This window comes from Lutibacter agarilyticus (genome assembly GCF_900188235.1).
In the GTDB taxonomy this organism is placed as follows: Bacteria; Bacteroidota; Bacteroidia; order Flavobacteriales; family Flavobacteriaceae; genus Lutibacter; species Lutibacter agarilyticus.
In genome coordinates this window covers 102,433-119,481 of the sequence record NZ_FZNT01000003.1, presented here as the reverse complement: position 1 = coordinate 119,481, position 17,049 = coordinate 102,433, and the positions used below count along the sequence as shown (strand labels likewise).

11 protein-coding genes are annotated in these 17,049 nt (G+C 32.5%); 7 read left to right on the top strand and 4 right to left on the bottom strand.

All coding sequences use genetic code 11. From position 1 onward, the window contains the following. The first annotated feature begins 38 nt into the window (after positions 1 to 38). The 3 genes from CHB67_RS05550 to CHB67_RS05540 all read left to right on the top strand — a co-directional run bounded on the left by CHB67_RS05550 (position 39) and on the right by CHB67_RS05540 (position 3,867). Positions 39 to 2,477 carry a DUF4982 domain-containing protein gene (locus tag CHB67_RS05550; RefSeq protein WP_089380772.1) on the top strand — a complete coding sequence of 813 codons (2,439 nt, stop codon included), beginning with the start codon at positions 39 to 41 and terminating at the stop codon, positions 2,475 to 2,477. A 185-nt stretch (positions 2,478 to 2,662) separates the two neighbouring features. Further along, complete coding sequence (locus CHB67_RS05545; RefSeq protein ID WP_089380771.1) at positions 2,663 to 3,562, top strand: DnaJ C-terminal domain-containing protein; 900 nt, start codon at positions 2,663 to 2,665, stop codon at positions 3,560 to 3,562. Positions 3,563 to 3,564: 2 nt separating this feature from the next. Then, entirely contained in the window at positions 3,565 to 3,867 is a 303-nt protein-coding gene (locus tag CHB67_RS05540; protein ID WP_089380770.1) for a chaperone modulator CbpM, read from the top strand. Positions 3,868 to 3,899: 32 nt separating this feature from the next. Here CHB67_RS05540 and CHB67_RS05535 read toward each other — a convergent pair whose 3' ends face one another. The 4 genes from CHB67_RS05535 to CHB67_RS05520 form a co-directional block, all read right to left on the bottom strand. Beyond that, a complete protein-coding gene (locus CHB67_RS05535) occupies positions 3,900 to 5,003 on the bottom strand; it encodes an acyltransferase family protein (protein ID WP_089380769.1) in 1,104 nt (367 codons plus the stop codon). A gap of 24 nt (positions 5,004 to 5,027) precedes the next feature. Continuing rightward, positions 5,028 to 6,338 carry a sugar MFS transporter gene (locus CHB67_RS05530; RefSeq protein WP_089380768.1) on the bottom strand — a complete coding sequence of 437 codons (1,311 nt, stop codon included), beginning with the start codon at positions 6,336 to 6,338 and terminating at the stop codon, positions 5,028 to 5,030. Between the two features lie 161 nt (positions 6,339 to 6,499). Then, positions 6,500 to 7,222, bottom strand: coding sequence for a LytR/AlgR family response regulator transcription factor (locus CHB67_RS05525; protein WP_089380767.1), 723 nt, complete (start codon positions 7,220 to 7,222; stop codon positions 6,500 to 6,502). After that, positions 7,219 to 8,277, bottom strand: coding sequence for a sensor histidine kinase (locus tag CHB67_RS05520; protein WP_089380766.1), 1,059 nt, complete (start codon positions 8,275 to 8,277; stop codon positions 7,219 to 7,221). The genes CHB67_RS05525 and CHB67_RS05520 overlap by 4 nt, the downstream gene beginning before the upstream one ends. A gap of 232 nt (positions 8,278 to 8,509) precedes the next feature. Between CHB67_RS05520 and CHB67_RS05515 the strand changes: the two genes are divergently transcribed. The 4 genes from CHB67_RS05515 (at position 8,510) to CHB67_RS05500 (ending at position 16,889) form a co-directional block, all read left to right on the top strand. Continuing rightward, entirely contained in the window at positions 8,510 to 11,602 is a 3,093-nt protein-coding gene (locus CHB67_RS05515; RefSeq protein ID WP_089380765.1) for a SusC/RagA family TonB-linked outer membrane protein, read from the top strand. 4 nt (positions 11,603 to 11,606) lie between these two features. Continuing rightward, positions 11,607 to 13,184, top strand: coding sequence for a RagB/SusD family nutrient uptake outer membrane protein (locus CHB67_RS05510; RefSeq protein WP_089380764.1), 1,578 nt, complete (start codon positions 11,607 to 11,609; stop codon positions 13,182 to 13,184). Between the two features lie 169 nt (positions 13,185 to 13,353). Then, positions 13,354 to 15,267, top strand: a complete 1,914-nt coding sequence (nagB, locus tag CHB67_RS05505; RefSeq protein WP_089381107.1) for a glucosamine-6-phosphate deaminase — start codon at positions 13,354 to 13,356, stop codon at positions 15,265 to 15,267. Between the two features lie 11 nt (positions 15,268 to 15,278). After that, positions 15,279 to 16,889, top strand: a complete 1,611-nt coding sequence (locus tag CHB67_RS05500; RefSeq protein WP_089380763.1) for a family 20 glycosylhydrolase — start codon at positions 15,279 to 15,281, stop codon at positions 16,887 to 16,889. Positions 16,890 to 17,049: the final 160 nt, after the last annotated feature.

Below are 17,049 nucleotides of genomic sequence, written 5' to 3'. Positions count from 1 at the left end.
AAGTATCTTCAGAAAATTAAACCAAACGATAATAATGCATGTTAACCAAAACTAAAACTCGATTATTTTTAGGGATTTTGATATTCTTACTAGCCCAATTTTCATTTTCACAAGTAAGAACAGTTAAAGATTTAGACACCAATTGGAAATTTCAAAAAATAAATCAGGAAAAGGCTTTTGAAGTAAATTTTGATGATTCAAAATGGGAAACGGTTACAGTTCCACATGATTGGGCAATTTACGGACCATTTGATAAAGAAATAGACAAACAAGAAGTTGCCATTGTTCAAAATGGAGAAAGAATACCTTCTGAAAAAACAGGCAGAACAGGTTCCTTGCCTCATATTGGAACAGCATGGTATCGTAAGAAATTCAATATTACTTCCGAAGAAAAAGAAAAAAAAGTACTATTGCTTTTTGAAGGAGCCATGAGTGAACCAGAAGTGTTTTTAAATGGTGAGAAAGTGGGTGAATGGGCCTATGGATATAGCTATTTTTATTTTGATGTCACAGCATTTATTACAGAAGGCGAAAATACCTTGGCTGTAAAACTTTCAAATAAAGAATTTGCATCCCGGTGGTATCCAGGAGCTGGTTTGTATCGTAAAGTTCGCGTTATTGTTAAAAATAAAGAAAGTATAGATCAGTGGGGTACGTTTATTACAACCCCATTTATAAGTACTAAAGAAGCACAAATAAATATTAAAACCAAAATTACAGGTGAAAATCTCACTTTGGTTACAACCGTTTTTGATACTGATGGAAACCAAGTTTCTTCAAATAAAACAACTACTATTTTTGGTGAAGAGTTTGAGCAAAATTTAAAAGTCAACAATCCAAAATTATGGAGTCCAGAAACGCCTTATTTGTATACGGCAACAACACAATTATTTTTTGAAAATCAATTAAAAGATGAAGTAAGTACCCGTTTTGGAATTAGAGATATCAACTATGATGCTCAAACAGGTTTTAGTTTAAATGGAGAGGTGCGAAAGTTTAAAGGAGTTTGTTTGCATCACGATTTGGGGCCGCTTGGAACAGCAGTTAACAAGTCAGCTTTAAGAAGACAGTTAACCATTTTAAAAGATATGGGGTGTAACGCTATAAGAAGTTCACACAATATGCCTTCCATAGAGCAATTAGAATTATGCGATGAAATGGGCTTCATGTTTTTAGCTGAAAGTTTTGATGAATGGGCGATTCCAAAAGTAGCAAATGGTTACAACCGTTTTTTTGAAGATTATGCAGAAAAAGATATCGTGAATTTAGTACACGCCACTAGAAATCATCCAAGTATTGTGATGTGGAGCTCAGGAAATGAAGTGCCAGATCAATGGGGTGCAGAAGGAGTAAAACGCGCCAAATGGTTGCAAGAACTATTTCATAGAGAAGATTCTACACGGCCAGTAACTGTAGGTATGGATCAGGTGCAAGCTACGATGGAATCTGGTTTTGGGGCGTTGTTAGATGTGCCAGGTTTAAATTACAGATTGCATTTGTACGAAGAAGCGTATGAGAAATTTCCGCAAGGATTTATTTTAGGATCAGAAACAGCTTCAACGGTGAGTTCTCGAGGGATTTATAAATTTCCTGTAGAAAAAGCAAGTATGAAACAATACGATGATTTTCAAAGTTCATCGTACGATTTAGAGTATTGTAGCTGGTCTAATGTACCCGATGATGATTTTGTGTTGCAAGATGATAAGCCTTGGGTAATTGGTGAATTTGTTTGGACAGGTTTTGATTATTTAGGAGAACCTACACCTTATGATGAAATGTGGCCATCACGTAGTTCGTACTTTGGAATTAATGATTTGGCTGGATTGCCAAAAGATCGTTTTTATTTGTATAGAAGTCGTTGGAATACCAATGATGAAACCTTACATATATTACCGCATTGGAATTGGAAAGGAAGAGAAGGTGAAATAACCCCCATTTTTGTGTATACGAGCTATGATAGCGCTGAACTCTTTGTGAATGGGAAAAGTATGGGTGTTCAAACAAAAAACAATGAAACGCCTCAAAACAGGTATCGATTGATGTGGATGGATGTAAAATATGAGCCGGGAACTATAAAAGTAGTAGCATTTGACAAACAAGGAAATAAGGCTGCGGAGAAAGAAATTCATACAGCAGGAAAACCTTATGAAATTGTTTTAAATCCAGATAGGAAAATCCTAAAAGCTGATGGTAAAGATTTGTCGTATGTTGAAGTTTCAGTAGTAGATAAAAACGGAATTTCGTGTCCAACCTCAACCAATCAATTAAAATTTAAGGTAACAGGTGCGGGAATTTATAGAGCCGCTTGTAATGGTGATGCCACATCTTTAGAGCAATTCCACCTGCCAACTATGAAACTATTTAGCGGGAAATTAGTGGTGTTGGTACAAGCAACTACTAAAACCGGAACTATTGAATTAGATGTTACAGGGGAAGGCTTAAAAGGTACATCTGTTAAAATTCAGGCGAAAAAGTAAAAAATACAAATACTAAATAATCAATAGGTTAGGTTGGTTTTTATTATGAAATAATTTATAAAAAGGTTATATTTATACTATAATCTTTAGCGTTTTAAGTTTGTTCTGTTACTTTCTTTAGATGCTTTTGTTGCCTGTTTTGGGCAATCGTAGATATAATTGTTTCATGAAAAAATTAAGCTGTAATGAAATTTATAGATTATTATAAAATATTAGGGATTGAAAAAAAAGCTTCAGAAAGCGATATTAAAAAAGCATATCGAAAATTAGCTCGTAAATACCATCCAGATTTAAATCCGAACGATAAGGAAGCAGAGGCAAAGTTTAAAGAAATTAATGAAGCCAATGAAGTATTAAGCAATCCTGAGAATCGTAAAAAATACGATAAATATGGAAAAGATTGGGAACATGCTGAAGCGTATGAGAAAGCCAATCAGCAGCAACAACAATACAGAAGCTCGCATCAAGGTCGTTCACAAAATTATTCTGAAGAAGATTTTTCAGATTTTTTTAGTTCTATGTTTGGCGGTGGAGGTGCTGCTTTCGGCGGGGCATCAAGAGGAAGAAGCGTAAAATATAAGGGACAAGATTACAATGCAGAGTTGCATTTAAATTTGAATGATGTTTATAAAACGCACAAACGTACTTTAGCGGTGAATGGTAAAAACATTCGGTTAACAATACCTGCTGGAGTTGAAAATGGACAAGTAATAAGAATTAAGGGACACGGAGGTGAAGGTCGAAATAATGGTCCAAAAGGCGATTTACTAATTAAATTTACTATTGCAAATAACACCAACTTTAAACGCGATAAAAGCAATTTATACACTACAGTTGCAATAGATTTTTACACTGCAGTTTTGGGGGGAGAAGTTGTTGTAAATACGTTTGAAGGTAAAGTGAAACTAAATGTAAAACCAGGAACTCAGAACGGAACGAAAGTAAAATTAAAAGGAAAAGGGTTTCCTGTTTATAAAAAAGAAGGTAAATACGGCGATTTATTTATTTCTTATGAAGTAAAAATACCCGTAAACCTTAGTGAAAAGGAAAAAGAATTATTTGAGGAATTAGCAAAATTAAGATAGATATGGAAGGGCAAGATTTTATTTCAATAGTGCAATTGTGCAATCATTATAAAGTAGAGGTATCATTTTTTCAGCAGTTAGAAGAAGAAGGCTTGGTAGAAATAACCACCATAGAACAAACCAAATGTTTACATCAAAATTTAATTAATGATGTTGAAAAAATGATACGTATTCATCAAGAATTAAATATTAATATTGAAGGGATTGATGTGGTTTTTAATCTGTTAAAAAAAATGAATGCACTTCAATCTAAAATGAATTCACTTCAAAATAGATTGAGTTTATATGAACCTAATAGTTATTAATTGCGGTATTTAAAATCTGTAGTTTAATGAAATTAGATTTTAATAAAGATCTTCTTTTTATATAAAACATACGTTAAAAACCAGAAAAAGATAATATGCGCAATTGCAAATAAAAGAGATCCATTCATATTGCCAGCTAACGGAACAAATAGGTTGGAATATAAATATTCGTAACCGCTTAAAACTTCACCAGATCCTGTTGGTATTTGAATTAAATAGATAATTGCAGATACATAAATCCCTGAAAACATATAAATAGCTAGTGGATTTGTACCAAAGTGAATAAAAGGTGTAGCCCATTTTTTAAAACCTTTAACATCTATAAACCAAAGTAGGACTGCTAAAAATACCATTGCCAATCCGGCGGTATATAATACATACGAGCTGCTCCAAAGTGCTTTGTTAATTGGGAATGTGAAATTCCAAATCCACCCCATAAAAGTTACAAGCGCTCCAATAGAAAGTAGTTTTTTAATAGCATTTATGGTATTTAACGAAGTGTCAATAATTCTTCCTGTAAAATAACCCATTAATAAGGTCCCAACGGATGGTAAAGCAGAGAGTAAACCTTCAGGATCAAACGGAATTCCAAATCCGTTATATAAATGATTTTCACCAAATAAAAGCACATCAATTTTACGAACTAAATTTGTTGAAAGTTCATAAGGTCCTTCCGAAACACCCAAATAAAGTAAGCCCCAATAGCTGATTAATATTCCAATAAAAATAATGAATATTGTTTTGTGATTGAATTGCATACATAACAATGCACCAATTAAATACGCAATTGCAATACGTTGTAAAACACCTAAATAGCGTAAGTTTTCAAACTCAAAATAAGGAAAACCGTTCAAGAAGACACCTAACAAAAACATAATTGAAAATCGTTTCAATACTTTATAAAGGGAATTTTTTGTAATTCCTTTATCGAATTTTTTAAATGAAAACCACATAGAAACTCCAACAATAAACAAGAAAAAAGGGAAAACTAAATCGGTTGGCGTACAACCATTCCATTTTGCGTGTAACAGTGGCGGATATACATAACTCCAACTGCCAGGGGTGTTCACCATTATCATTAAAGCAATGGTTAAACCTCTCATAACATCTAATGCCATTAATCTTTGAGTAGCCATAAAGAATCTATTTTAGTGTGAAAATTATTTTTTTAAACCTAGTTTATGTCCTGAAATTGCATAGTATAAAATGATAGCATAGCAAGGCAATAAAATCCAGTAGCCAGAAGTTGCAGCTTCAGCAGTAGCTACAGCCTCGCTCATTCCTTGAGAAATTAAGTCTATTTTAAAACCATCTACTAATTTTCCGTATAAAGGCGGTATAATAGCACCTCCAGAAATTGCCATAATTAATAAGGCGGAAGCTGTTTTGGTAAATTTCCCTAGGCCTTTTAAAGTTAAAGGCCAAACCGCAGGCCAAACCAAGGCGTTTGCAACACCTAACCCAGCAACAAATAATACAGACGTAAATCCTGATGTAAATACAATGCAAAATGTGAAAATAATTCCAATAACAGCACTTGCTTTTAAAGCAAAAGCTTGACTTATATACTTTGGAATTAAAAATACGCCTAAAGCATAGGTAGCAACCATAGCCATAAGTGTAAAAGTGGTGAAAAATTTAGCTTCAGCTCCTGGCATTCCTAAAGATATTCCGTAGGCAATAATGGTGTCTCCGGCAATAACTTCAGCACCAACATATACAAATAAGGTTAATACACCTAACCATAAATGTGGGAATTGGAAAATACTTGTTTTTGATGTTTCACCATCTTTATCTTCCTCAATTGGGTCAGCTTCTACGTGTGGTAATGGTGCTTTTCTAATTAAAAGTCCTAATACAAAAAGTACAGCCGCCATTACAATATAAGGAGTAACAACACTATCGGCCATTGTGTTTAATAAAGTCTCTTTTTCTTCTAAAGAAACTGTACTTAGTTTTTCTTTTATCTCATCAATTCCTGAAAGTAAAATAGCTCCAAAAATTAACGAACCCAAAGCACCTGCCACCTTGTTTGCAATTCCCATAATGGCAATTCTCTTAGCAGCACTATCAATTGGTCCTAAAATAGTTATGTAAGGGTTTGAAGCAGTTTGCAACAACGTCATTCCCATACCTTGAATAAAAATTCCGATTAAAAATATCCAATAAGTTCTTGCTTCTGCAGCAGGTATAAATACCAAGGCGCCAACAGCCATAACTATCAAGCCAAGCGACATTCCTTTGCGATAACCTATTTTATTAATAATAGAAGATGCAGGTATGGCCATAACTACAAATGAAATATAAGAAGCTGATGCTACTAAATAAGATTGCGCATCCGTTAGTTCATTAATGGTTTTCATAAATGGAATTAACGCTCCGTTTATCCAGGTTACAAAGCCAAAGATAAAAAATAGACCAGCAATAATTATAATTGGAATTAGGGTGTTTTTTTGGGTTGAAGTTGACATATGGTTGGTTTGTATTGAAAATTTATTGAACTGTTTTTTCCGGTTTTGGAATTGACCTCTAAAGTAGGATATTAAAAAATAATTTCTAATTTTTTTCTCTATTCAACATAAAACAATAGCTGAAAGAGTATAATTAATAGACGAACATTAATAAATAAGATCTATTCTTCAGGATTATTAATGTTTAATATTTTTTGTTTTGCAAACTGAAGGTAGTTTCTTCCAATAGGAATTCTTCTATTGGCAATTTCAACAGAGTTTCCTTCAATTGAAGTTATTTTATTTATGGCGATGGCAAATGAACGGTGAATTCTTAAGAAATTTTCTTGAGGTAATTCTTCAGAAATACTAGTCATAGATTTATGAACTAAATAATCGCCTGTAATAGTTATTACTTTTATATAATCTTTTAAACTTTCAATATATAAAATATCATTCAGTTTAATTTTCATTAATTTTTTATCGACTTTTAAAAAAATATAAGGTTCTTCTTGAAATGAAACCTCATTAATTTTTTCTTTTTCAAGGCCAATTCTGTTAGTAACTTTATTTATTGCTTTTAAAAATCGCCCAAAAGGAATAGGTTTTACTAAATAATCTAACACATCTAAATCAAAACTTTCTACAGCATATTCTCTATAAGCAGTTGTAATTACAATATGGGGTTTTACAGGTAGAGAGCGTAAAAAATCAAGGCCGCTCATTTTAGGCATATTAATATCTAAAAAAATAACATCAATTTCACTTTCTTCAATTGTTGGTAATGCCGCAATTGCAGTATTAAAAGTAGCTACCAACTCCATATTTTGAAAATCGGATAAATGATTTTCAATTACTTTAATAGCTAAAGGTTCGTCATCAATAATTATACACTTAATTTTCATTCAATGGGTATTTTTAATTGAATACAATATTTTTGTTCTTTTATAGTGTTGTGAAATTCGAAATTGTTTTTGAACAACAATTCCAATCTTCTTTTTACATTTTTAATTCCAATACCATGTTTTTTATTTGTTTCTTTTAACAATGCTAATTCATTAAAAGTATTTTCAACTTTAAATATAAGCCATTTATCTTCAATATTTTCAAAACTTATAAAAACCTCAATAGTACTGTTGTCTTTTGTGCCGTGTTTAAAACAATTTTCAATAAAAGGTAAAAATAACAGTGGCGGAACTTCTATATCCTCAATATTACCTATAATATCTGTGGTTGATTGTATATTGTCTCCATATCTTAGACGCTCTAAGTCAAGATAGTTCTGAATGTAGTTGATTGCTGTAAACAATCTAATCTTAGGTTCTTTAACATCATACAGTACATATTGCATAATATCTGATAATTTTAAAACAACACTTGGTGCAGCATCAGACTTTACAAGGGTTAATGCATATAAATTATTGAGTGTATTAAAAAAGAAATGTGGCTGAATTTGTGATTTTAAAAAATTTAATTCGGTACGTAATTGTATTTGTTCTAAATTTTCAACCCGCCTTCGTTCATATGTCCAATCGAAAATTAGTTTAATTGCAGTAGCCAAAGCAACCACATAAACTTCTCCTAAAATAACAGCAACAATATGGTTAAATGTAAAAGCTTCTTGTACAGTTTCAGCTTCTGGCCAAATATTTTTTGTCACTAAGAAATAATTCAATTCAGTTCGCAAAATATAAATTACAAAAAGCGATAGAATAAATATGACAATATAGGTTTTGTATTTTTTTCTTAAAATATACTTTGGAAGTAAAAAATAGATGTTAAAATAAACCAATATAATATGTAGTGGAAATTCAACAAGATTTGATTTTAAAGAATACCAATAGTCATCAAAATAGCTTCCCCAACGTATTACATTAAAAGCAAAATAGCCTAGCCAAAACCACACATGGTTTTTTGTTGGAATAGAATAACTTGTGTTTTTAAACCATTTTGACTTCAAAATTAGCTGTTTTGGGGGTGTTAGATTGTTAAATTTTGGAAAAAGTAGCAGTTTTTTTTATCACAGCAAAATATTTAACAGATTAAATTTTTAAGAGCCAGAAAACGTTTTCGCTTAATATCAAAATTACTGCTTTTCATTCTTTTTTTTGTGTTGTTTGTAGATTTTTTTTTGTGAAAGTGAATGCTATCTCTAAGTTTATCAAATCAAAACTTAACTAATTTATTTATTTATGAAAAAATCGATACTACTATTAATTATGGTTTTTTCACTGGCTTTTACTCAAGAAGTAGCGGCACAGGTGAAAACAATTTCTGGTACAGTAACAGCGCAATCTGATGGAATGCCGTTACCAGGAGTAAATGTTGTTATTAAAGGAACAACACAAGGAACACAAACTGATTACGATGGTAATTACTCAATTGAAGCTTCAACAGGTGACGTGTTAGAGTTTACGTTTTTAGGAATGAAAACACAATTAATTACAGTACCAGATGCTGTAATTGTAAATGCAGCTTTAGAAGATGATGCTTTAAGTTTAGATGAGGTTATTGTAACCGCATTGGGTATCAAAAAAGAGAAAAAAGCCTTAACCTATTCTGCACAAGAAGTAAAAGGTGATGAGTTAACTACGGTTAAACAAACAAATCCAATTAATAGTTTATCTGGAAAATCGGCAGGTATTACTATTACAAAAAGTTCTTCAGGAGCAGGAGGTTCTTCAAAGGTGGTGTTAAGAGGTAGTTCTTCAACAACAAATAATGATCCGTTATATGTAGTTGATGGTGTGCCAATGTTAAACAGTGGTAATGGTAGTAATGGAGAAGCTCCAGGAACTAGTATTTTTGGTGATCAAACAGGAAATAGAGATGGTGGTGATGCATTATCACTAATAAATCCAGATGATATTGAAAGCTTAACTGTATTAAAAGGAGCTTCAGCTTCCGCGTTATATGGAAGTCAAGGAGCAAATGGTGTAATTTTAATTACAACAAAATCTGGTAAAGATGGGAAACTAAGTGTGAATTTCAATTCAAGCTTAACCGTTGATAATGTAACTTCATTACCTGAGCTGCAAACAGAATACCAATCAAATTCTGTAGGACAGCCAATTGCTGAAAACGGAAATGTTACAGATCCAAAATCTTGGGGAGCAAAAACAAGTGGTTTGTCAAACACAGTTGATGACTTTTTTGAGACAGGAATTACTGCCATACAATCGTTATCATTATTAGCCGGAAACAAAGTTGCACAAACGTATGTTTCTTATGCAAATACTTCTGTAAACGGTGTAATGCCAAATAACAGAATGGTGAGAAATAATTTTAACGTGAAAGAAACAGCTAGTTTTTTAGATGATAAAATTACGGTTTCTGCAGGTGTAAATTTATCAGATCAACGAATTTGGAACAGGCCAACAAACGGATTGTATTCAAATACTTTAACAGGTTTGTATTTAAATCCTGTTGGAATTGATTTAAATGAGTATAAAAACTTTGAGTATTTTAATGCAGATTTAAATATGATGGATCAATATGCGACTTCTTTTGATGAAAATATTCAACAAAATCCATATTGGTTAATTAACCGAAACAAAAGTAAAGATGTTGCACAAAGAGTTGTAGCAAATGTTTCGGCTAAATATCAAATTTTAGAAAATTTTTCAGTGCAATCTAGAGCAAGTTACGATAAATCGTTCTTTACTTTTGATAAAAGAATGTATGCCGGAAGTGATCCTACATTTGTGCCTGCAACAGGTAGATATGTTTTAGAAAAAACAGAAAACACACAACAGTATATAGATTTAATTGCAAATTATACTACTGATATTACTGACGATTTAAATTTCACAGCAATTTTAGGAACTAGTTTAACTAAATATTCAACAGGAGATCAATTACATTTAGATTCAGGTATTGGAAAAGGGTTAACATATCCAAATGTATTTACAATTGGAAACTTTGCTGAAACTAAAGATATTTCACAATCAGTATATAACAGGGAAGTACAATCAATTTTTGCATCTGTAAATTTTGGATATAGAAGCATGTTGTATTTAGATATTACAGGAAGAAATGACTGGTCGTCTACTTTGGTAAATACAGACTCTAACGCGTTCTTTTATCCTTCATTTGGTTTAACAGGTGTGTTAAGTGAATTATTTGAGCTGCCACAATCTGTAACTTTTGCAAAACTAAGAGCTTCATATGCTATTGTAGGTAAAGATATTCCAGCGTATGCAACTATTCCTTTAAACTCAATTCCAAATGGTCAAGGTAATTTTGCGAAGCCAACATTTGGTGTAATTGAAGGTGAAACTTTAGAGCCAGAAAAACAAAATTCTTTTGAAATAGGAACACAATGGAGATTTGTAGATAACAGGTTAGGGTTTGATTTTACGTATTACAATACTAAAACTACCAATCAAATTTTCTTTATTGCTGCAGAACCTAATGTACAAGGGTATGTTCAAAATATTGTAAATGCAGGTGAAATTAAAAATAGTGGTATAGAATTAACTGTTGATGCAAAACCTATAGTAAAAGAAAACGTTACTTGGGATACGGCTTTAAATTTTGCTCTAAATAAAAATGAAGTAGTATCAGTGCATCCTTCGTTACAAAATGGTGAAGCAATTATTACAGCGCCTGGTGTAAACGGTTACGGATATTCATTAATTGAAGGTGAAGATTTTGGAAGTATTAGAGGTCGTTCAGTAGTAAGAAATGAAAATGGTTTACCTGTTGTAAGTGATGATGGTGCTGGCGGATTTAGTATTGAAGCTACAGAATGGGAAACTATTGCACATGCACAACCAGATTTTACACTAGGATGGAGTAACTCATTCAATTTTGATAATTTCCAAGTTAGCTTTTTAGTTGATGCTAAATTTGGTGGAGATGTAGTTAGTATTACTGAAGCTGTAAACGATTTTTACGGTGTGTCTCAAGCAACTGCTGATGCCAGAAATAGAAATGGTGGAATGATTGATGTTGTTGATGGAAGTGGTAATGCACAACAAATGACAGCTCAAGATTATTATACAAAAACAGCAGGTAGAGCAGGTCTTATTGGAGAATATGTATACGATGCTACCAATGTAAGTTTAAGAGAATTATCAGTAGGATATAACTTAATATTCCCTGATAGTCGTGTAAATAATATCCGATTTTCTGTAATTGGTAATAACCTTTTCTTTTTCTACAAAAAAGCACCATTTGATCCAAATGTAGCTTCAAGTACGGGAATGGGATTACAAGGAGTTGATATTTATGGTCAACCATCAACAAGAAGTATTGGACTAAATATTAACGTAAATTTCTAAGAAGATGAATAAAATAATAAAATATACACTAGCATCTTTTATTGCTATAAGTTTAGCAAATTGTACAAGTAACTTTGAAGATATTAATACAGATCCAAACGGAATATCTAATGAAAGTTTAACACAAATGAACAATCATATTGGAGGATCTTTTACCCCAATGTTTTTAAATGTTTTTAATGTAACTCCTGCGTGGAATTTCCAATTACAACAAAACTTAATTGGTGATGTATATTCAGGATATATGACACCTCCAACTCCGTTTGCAGGTAATGTAAACAACATGACTTATTCATTAGTTGATGGTTGGAACGGTTTTCCTTGGGCTGATGCTTACGGAAGTGTAATGCCTTTTGCATTAGATATTAAGAATGCAGTTGAACTAGGTGGTGACCCTGCAGGTGAAAAGTTTGTGCATTTGTCTAATATTGTTAGGGTAAGTGCTATGCACAGAGTTTCTGATATTTATGGGCCAATTCGTTATGCTAAATTTGATGATTTTGCAACTACGGGCGAGTATGATTCTCAACGTGATGCATACAACGCATTTTTTGTTGAGTTAGGAGCTGCAATTGATGCATTAAAAGCATTTGAGGGAGATTCACAATTTATTCCTTTTGATATGTCCTCACTTGGTGGTGATATTGCAATGTGGCGTACATATGCAAATTCGTTAAGATTACGATTGGCAATGCGTGTTGTAAATGTTGATGCAACTTTAGCCAAAACTGAAGGAGAAAAAGCATTGGCAAGTGATGCTGGTTTATTGGAAGCTACAGATATGTATATCAATACTGGTTTTGCACATCCTTTAACCGTAATAAGTGGTGCTTGGGGAGATATTAGAATGGGAGCTGAAATGGAATCTATTTTAGAAGGTTTTGATGATGGAAGAAAAGAAGTTTATTTTCAACCAGCCGAAGATCCTACTTTAAATGGTGCTTACAAAGGAATAAGAATGGGTGTTGAAATTGAAGCAAAAGGTCAATACGGAGCACATTCTGCACTTGGTAGTGTAATTGAAGGTGAAACAATACAATGGATGTCTGCTGCTGAAGTTTATTTCTTAAGAGCCGAAGCGGCCTTACGTGGTTGGAGCGGTTCAGGAACAGCACAAGCAAACTATGAAGAAGGGGTGAAAGCTTCTTTTGCACAACATGGAGTAGGAGGTGTTGATGTTTATTTAGCTGATAATACAAGTACGCCAAACGATTTTGTTGATGCATTAAATGCAGTAAACGATATTGCTTACCAAGGAGATGTGAAAATTGCATATGATGCAGCAGGAACAAATGAAGAGCAGTTAGAACAAATTATTACTCAAAAGTGGATTGCAATGTTCCCTGATGGTCAAGAAGCTTGGTCTGAGTTTAGAAGAACAGGATATCCAAGAATTTTTCCAGTAGTTGTAAATAACAGTGGAGGTACAATTGATACCGATGTTCAAATTAGAAGAATAAATTTTGTTCAAAATGAATTAAATACCAATGGAGACAATGTTGAAATTGCAAAAGGATATTTAAATGGCCCAGATACCGGAGGTACAAGACTTTGGTGGGACATAGAGGGAAGCAACTTTTAAATTATATAGTAATTTGAATTTTAATTAAATGTTTTCAAGTGGGAATTAACCATTCCCACTTGTTTTATATAGGCGATTAAATGCTTTTTGTCGAAAAAATAAGTTTTTTAGTCAAAACATTAATAAATTTACAGTAGTACTTATTATGCTCATTATGAATAATCCAACTATGACAACAACAAACATAGCACACAAACCAGCCGGACAATTTGAAGATACACGATTCGAAAAAATACACAATGTTGTATTTCCTACTTCAGAAGAAGGTTCCATTTGCGTTGCCCAAGAAATAGCTTCATTAATTAGAACAAAACAAACTGAAAATAAGCATTGTGTTTTAGGGTTGGCAACTGGTTCTTCTCCAATAAAAGTATATGAAGAATTAGTTCGAATGCACCAACAAGAAGGTTTAACTTTTTCAAATGTAATTACCTTTAATTTGGATGAATATTACCCTATGGATAAAAGTAGTGTACACAGTTACCATTACTTTATGCATCAGCATTTATTTGATCATATTGATATCAATCCAGAAAATATTCATATTCCTTCAGGAACTGTTTCCGCAGAAGAATTACACCAATATTGCATTGATTACGACTTAAAAATTAAAGAATATGGAGGTTTAGATTTTCAATTATTGGGAATTGGAAGAACAGGTCATATTGGTTTTAATGAACCGGGTTCACACTACAACTCAGGAACCAGAAGCATTACGTTAGATCATATTACAAGAGAAGATGCAGCACCTTCATTTTTAGGAATAAATAATGTGCCTAAAAAAGCCATTACCATGGGAATTGGTACCGTTAAAAAAGCTAAAAGGATTGTATTATTGGCTTGGGGACACAATAAAGCATCTATTGTAAAAGAAACTATTGAAGGTGAAATTACTTCAGAAGTGCCAGCAACTTATTTACAAGAACACGCAAATACCACTTTTATTTTAAATGAAGAGGCTTCACAAGATTTAACACGTTTAAATACACCTTGGTTAGTTGGGCCATGTATTTGGAGTGAAGAATTGGCATGTAAAGCCATTGTTTGGTTATGTAAAGTTACAGGGAAATCAATTTTGAAGTTAACAGATAAAGATTATAACGATCACGGAATGTCTAGCTTATTAGTACAAGAAGGATCTGCTTACGATATTAATATTAAAATTTTCAATAAAATTCAGCACACAATTACAGGTTGGCCAGGAGGTAAGCCAAATGCTGATGATTCTTCAAGACCAGAACGTGCAAATCCTGCTAAAAAGCGTATCATTATTTTTAGTCCACACCCTGATGATGACGTAATTTCAATGGGAGGAACTTTTGATCGCTTGGTTGAACAAGGGCACGAAGTACACGTTGCTTATCAAACTTCAGGAAATATTGCAGTATCAGATGCTGAGGCTTTAAAATATGCTGAAGTAATTAAAGATATCAACCCAACGTTTCCAAAAGTAGATGATATTATCCGAAAAATTGACAACAAAGTAGGGGATATTGAAGATGAGATTGAGGTACGAAAACTAAAAGGAATTATCAGAAAAAGAGAATCCTTAGCGGCAACTCGTTTTGTAGGTGTGCCTGATGAAAATGTACATTTTTTAAACCTTCCTTTTTATGAAACCGGAAGAGTAAAGAAAAATCCGTTAGGAATTGTAGATGTTGAAATTGTAGCGAATTTAATTGCTGAAATAAAACCACATCAAGTGTATGCTGCAGGTGATTTAGCCGATCCGCACGGAACGCATAAAGTTTGTTTAGATGCTATTTTTGCAGCCTTAAAGCAATTAAAACACAACGATTATATGAATGACTGTTGGGTTTGGTTGTACCGTGGAGCTTGGCACGAGTGGGACATGCATCAAATTGATATGGCGGTTCCTATGAGTCCAGATCAAGTATTGAAAAAACGAAAAGCAATTTTCTTCCATCAATCACAAAAAGATGGCGTAATGTTTCAAGGAAACGATACACGAGAATTTTGGGTACGAGCAGAAGAAAGAAATAATGAAACAGCGGTTAAATACCATAAATTAGGTTTAGCAGATTATGCTGCCTTAGAGGCTTTTAAAAGATATTACTATTAAATTTCAGTATCATGAATAAAAATAGAAAAAATAGAATTATAAAAAGTTTAAGCGTTTTTTTGATAGGAATTGTATTGTGTTCTTGTCAAGATGCTGTTAAGAATTATCCGAAAACAGATTTAACAGCATCACATTTAATTCCGAAGCCATTAACAATTAATGCAACTAATTCAAGTTTTGTTTTAACTGAAAATTCTAGCATTCAAACTTCCAATATTGAAGAATTTAAAAATGTTGGTTTTATATTAGCTGAAAAAATTAAGGATAAAACAGGGTTGAATTTAGCTGTAAATACTTCAGAAAGTACTAAAAAAGGGGTGATTTCTATAAATAAAGTTCTAGATGCTTCATTTTCAAATCAAGAAGGGTATGAATTAATTATTTCAGAAGATTTAATTATTGTGAACGCCTTAACTGCTGAAGGAGCTTTTAGAGCTGTTCAAACCATACGTCAGTTAATTCCTTATACAACATTTAATTCAGAAGAAAATGAATGGATTGTTGCTACAGGTACTATACTAGACGAACCAAATTTTGAGTACAGAGGAGCTATGTTAGATGTTTCAAGACATTTTTTTGATATTAAAGTTATTAAAAAATACATTGATGCTATAGCGTATTATAAAATGAATTATTTACACCTTCATTTATCAGATGATCAAGGTTGGAGAATAGAAATTAAGTCTTGGCCAAAATTAACTGAGATAGGAGGAAATACTCAAGTAGGAGGTGGTAAAGGTGGTTTTTATACTCAAAATGAATATACTGAAATTGTTGATTATGCAGCTAAAAATTACATAACAATAGTTCCTGAAATTGATATGCCAGGCCACACACATGCGGCTTACACAGCATATCCACAATTAAACGGAACAAAAAATAAAAAACTTTCTTCAGAAAGTACAACTGAAGAGCGGATTGCAAATTTATATACAGGAACAGAAGTTGGTTTTAGCACTTTTGATACTAGAAACGAGGAAGTTTATAGCTTTATTGATGATGTGATTGGTGAAATTGTACAACTTACACCTGGTCCTTATATTCATATGGGTGGTGATGAAAGTTTATCAACGGAGCATAAGGATTATGAATATTTTGTTGAGCGCGTTGAAAAAATTATTCATAAGCACAATAAAATTTTGATTGGTTGGGATGAAGTTGCCACCACAAATATTGAATCAAGTTCAGTGGCACAATTTTGGGCGAGTGAAGAGAACGCTCAAAAGGCTAGTGAAAAGGGAATGAAAGTTATTTTGTCGCCAGCAAAGAAAATTTATTTGGATATGAAATATGATAGTATTTCAAAACTGGGATTGAATTGGGCAGCGTTTGTTCCCGTTGATAGTGCTTATAATTGGACTCCTGAAACGTATGTTAAAGGTCTTTCAAAAGATCATATTTTAGGTATTGAAGCTCCGTTATGGTCTGAAACCATTAGTACAATTGAAGATATTGAGTATTTAGCATTTCCAAGATTGGTTGGTGTTTCAGAGTTAGGTTGGAGTGTACAGCAAAATAGAAATTGGGACAATTATAAAATTAGGTTGGCCAATCAAACACCCTATTTTAATAAAATGAACATTAAATATTATCCTTCAAAATTAATTGATTGGGTACAGTAAATAATTGAATTAATAGAAAATAAAATGGAAGCAAAAGCTTCCATTTTAAAAAATACAGCAATAAAGTTGAGGTGTCTTCATTAAATTTAAATAACCTTTTCAACTTCAAAATTTCTTCAAAAAAGAACAACTTAAAACTATAATTTTTAATAAAAATATC

Bases quoted from the DNA above. Each gene is read 5' to 3' on its own strand.
- CHB67_RS05550 (WP_089380772.1), top strand. From the start codon at position 39: ATGTTAACCAAAACTAAAACTCGATTATTTTTAGGGATTTTGATATTC.
- CHB67_RS05545 (WP_089380771.1), top strand. From the start codon at position 2,663: ATGAAATTTATAGATTATTATAAAATATTAGGGATTGAAAAAAAAGCT.
- CHB67_RS05515 (WP_089380765.1), top strand. From the start codon at position 8,510: ATGAAAAAATCGATACTACTATTAATTATGGTTTTTTCACTGGCTTTT.
- CHB67_RS05500 (WP_089380763.1), top strand. From the start codon at position 15,279: ATGAATAAAAATAGAAAAAATAGAATTATAAAAAGTTTAAGCGTTTTT.
- CHB67_RS05540 (WP_089380770.1), top strand. From the start codon at position 3,565: ATGGAAGGGCAAGATTTTATTTCAATAGTGCAATTGTGCAATCATTAT.
- CHB67_RS05535 (WP_089380769.1), bottom strand. From the start codon at position 5,003: ATGGCTACTCAAAGATTAATGGCATTAGATGTTATGAGAGGTTTAACC.
- nagB (WP_089381107.1), top strand. From the start codon at position 13,354: ATGACAACAACAAACATAGCACACAAACCAGCCGGACAATTTGAAGAT.
- CHB67_RS05510 (WP_089380764.1), top strand. From the start codon at position 11,607: ATGAATAAAATAATAAAATATACACTAGCATCTTTTATTGCTATAAGT.
- CHB67_RS05530 (WP_089380768.1), bottom strand. From the start codon at position 6,338: ATGTCAACTTCAACCCAAAAAAACACCCTAATTCCAATTATAATTATT.
- CHB67_RS05525 (WP_089380767.1), bottom strand. From the start codon at position 7,222: ATGAAAATTAAGTGTATAATTATTGATGACGAACCTTTAGCTATTAAA.